The sequence below is a fragment of the Enterobacter sp. V89_11 genome, from assembly GCF_029967775.1.
Taxonomy (GTDB): domain Bacteria; phylum Pseudomonadota; class Gammaproteobacteria; order Enterobacterales; family Enterobacteriaceae; genus Enterobacter; species Enterobacter ludwigii.
On record NZ_JASCAN010000044.1, the window covers coordinates 1 to 2,576 of the forward strand.

The following is a 2,576-nucleotide window of genomic DNA, read 5'->3' on the forward strand; positions in this document are numbered from 1 at the left end:
TGACATAACCACTTGAACGAATCTGATCGCGAGTTTTTTGCTTATATTCACCCGCGTTGATAATCATTACACGTGGCTGAAGCGGCATGACGTGTGGAGCAAAAACAAAATCTTTATTGCTGCCATTAATCATATGTACAAGTAAATAACTTAAATACTGTGTGCTATTTATTGCTTCCGCGGCACCGTGCGTGGCGATGCTCTGTTTTTTAGCCTCATAAAACGCTTTGCTTAATGACTTTCTAAAAAAAATTGAGACAGGCGCTTGTCTGATAATAGAAGCATTACCTGCAGTTTCTGGCGAAGTATTACCGCTCCACCCAGGACCAACAGTTAAATATTGTTCTAAAGCAAAGCGAGTTGTATTACCTATATCAAAACAGATGCCATTTGAACTGTTATAACCATGCTGATACCATTCCAGAAGCTTATTCCTGAAGCATATAGTATCAGCATCACCCTTCTCAAGAAGCGTTTCCGCAAGACATAATGCCATGGATGTGTCATCCGTCCATTCGCCTGCGCGAAGTCGAAATGGCCCACCTCCTGTCATATCTTTGACGTATGCTCTGTCACGAGGTAGAAATTCGAGCGTCGTCCCTACAGCATCTCCAACAGCAAGACCAATAAGCGCACCAACAGCACGATCTCGCGATTCCACTAGTGAGATGTTGCATGATGGTGTTAAGTCCCATTGTTTTTGGGCATCGCAATCAAAAGATGATTCTAATAGTTTATCATTATATTTATACTGCATTTTCTGCTGGACTGAAAGACTACTAACAGGTAAGTACTTACGATATCTATCTACATATTTTAACAATACATTCAAATTAGCATGTAAATCAATCACCATCCACCCATAATAAAATATATCTAATATCAACCCTAAAATTCATCAGGATATTTCATTTTAAGATTTTGTTGTTTTATTCTATAATTGGCATCAACCTCATGCGGGAGCCTAACCTTTAATCCTCGGCGGATTTGATCAACAATAAACCAGGCATCCGACAACCTTTCAAAAAACAACTCATCCGAATTATCAAACTCCTTAGCTGCATACATACCGAACGTCATTTTCCATAATTTCGCCTTATCCTTTTCCTTGCCTTCGATTAGGTCCCGCAGAAATAATAATTGTTGTACTGTAGAGTCGTACATTTGCAAAAGCGGGGATTGGGGATTACTTTTTCTAACTTCAGCATATCTCTTTTGAGATAAACTTAATGTTTTTTCAACATAATCCAAGGCTGTTATTTCATTCATTATATTGAGTCAAATTATTAGAGTGAGAGCGCGCCTATTATTCCCGACCACTTCTGCCTGATAAAATCAGTCACCACATTTTATTAAAGGAAGATAATAGAATTAAGAGGGGAAATTAAAAAATCACTTTCTTTATTAATGAGTGACTATCATCAAATATGGTCCACTTGATATTTCGACATATTTCAACACTGGAAAAGTAAGTTGTTTCGTCTCACATCCAACTTCGCATCAACACAACATTTTCTATTCAACTTAATGGCACGCTATAATAGCCGCGCCATATGATTTATACAATTACTAGAAATTATCCTCAAGTGCTCTATCGAATAGTTCACCTGCCATTGTGGCGATACGTTCGTGTTGTTCGAGTTTATTTTTCCAATCCTGGGGAATACCGGAATCACCATATAATGCTCCAGCTATTTGCCCCACCGTCGCCGCAACGATGTCAGCGTCATAGGCAAGGTTGGCGGCCAGCAGAATTCAAAAAAACTGCCTATCACTTACGATATCTTTTTTGTCTTTTCAAATATTCCACATCTTGTTCATGAGGAAGAATGATCTTCAATCCTTTCCCCATCTGCGAAGCTATATAATTAGCATTAGATAAATGCTCAGCAAGTTCGGCATCTGTTGTATCAAATTCTTTAGATGCAAGTACTCCAAGATTCAATGAATGTAATTTACTTTTATCTTTTTCAGCGCCAACCAAAACAGATTTAATATAATCCAACTGGCACTTCACCATAACATACAGTGAAAAATCAGGTTTTGTTTCCAATCGTTTATTGATTATATCAATGGCATCATTGATATAATTCAGCTCGTTATAATTTTCTTTATTCATGAGCACTCTTAGACATATTTTTATCTGAATAAATTCTGTACCCCCCTACCTTTTGGCTGGTAGAAATATTTTTTTAACTAGCCAAATACCAGGTACAGGAAGCAATATTACCGAACTACTCTACTTTTTTTGCATAATTCAGTATATTTTCTATGCTGGCAAAGTGAGTTGTTTTCCTCACATGTTACTTCACATTAACCCAACATTTTCCCTTCAACTCAATGGCACGCTACAATAGCCGTGCCATATGAATTATTCAATTATAAAAAATTATCCTCAGGAGCTCTATCGAACAGTTCACCTGCCATTTTGGCGATACGCTCGTGTTGTACAAGTTTGTTTTTCCACTCCGACGGAATACCAGAATAACCATATAATGCTCCCGCTATTTGTCCTGCCGTCGCCGCAACGCTGTCAGCATCATCGGCAAGATTGGCGGCCAACAGAATAGCATCTC

4 protein-coding genes and 1 pseudogene are annotated in these 2,576 nt (G+C 38.2%); all 5 read right to left on the bottom strand.

The window, feature by feature from the left end:
* Positions 1 to 856, bottom strand: an 856-nt coding sequence (locus tag QLG09_RS22230) for an ADP-ribosylglycohydrolase family protein (RefSeq protein WP_282489420.1), incomplete at its 3' end; no start/stop codon positions are given.
* A 32-nt stretch (positions 857 to 888) separates the two neighbouring features.
* Positions 889 to 1,269 carry an immunity protein Tsi6 family protein gene (locus tag QLG09_RS22235; RefSeq protein ID WP_032669863.1) on the bottom strand — a complete coding sequence of 127 codons (381 nt, stop codon included), beginning with the start codon at positions 1,267 to 1,269 and terminating at the stop codon, positions 889 to 891.
* A 300-nt stretch (positions 1,270 to 1,569) separates the two neighbouring features.
* Positions 1,570 to 1,755, bottom strand: a pseudogene (locus tag QLG09_RS22240) (ADP-ribosylglycohydrolase family protein); the annotation flags it as partial.
* A 16-nt stretch (positions 1,756 to 1,771) separates the two neighbouring features.
* A complete protein-coding gene (locus QLG09_RS22245) occupies positions 1,772 to 2,119 on the bottom strand; it encodes an immunity protein Tsi6 family protein (RefSeq protein WP_020883477.1) in 348 nt (115 codons plus the stop codon).
* 260 nt (positions 2,120 to 2,379) lie between these two features.
* Positions 2,380 to 2,576: ADP-ribosylglycohydrolase family protein (locus tag QLG09_RS22250; protein WP_282489421.1), on the bottom strand; the 197-nt coding region annotated here is incomplete at its 5' end.

Bases quoted from the DNA above. Each gene is read 5' to 3' on its own strand.
- QLG09_RS22235 (WP_032669863.1), bottom strand. From the start codon at position 1,269: ATGAATGAAATAACAGCCTTGGATTATGTTGAAAAAACATTAAGTTTA.
- QLG09_RS22245 (WP_020883477.1), bottom strand. From the start codon at position 2,119: ATGAATAAAGAAAATTATAACGAGCTGAATTATATCAATGATGCCATT.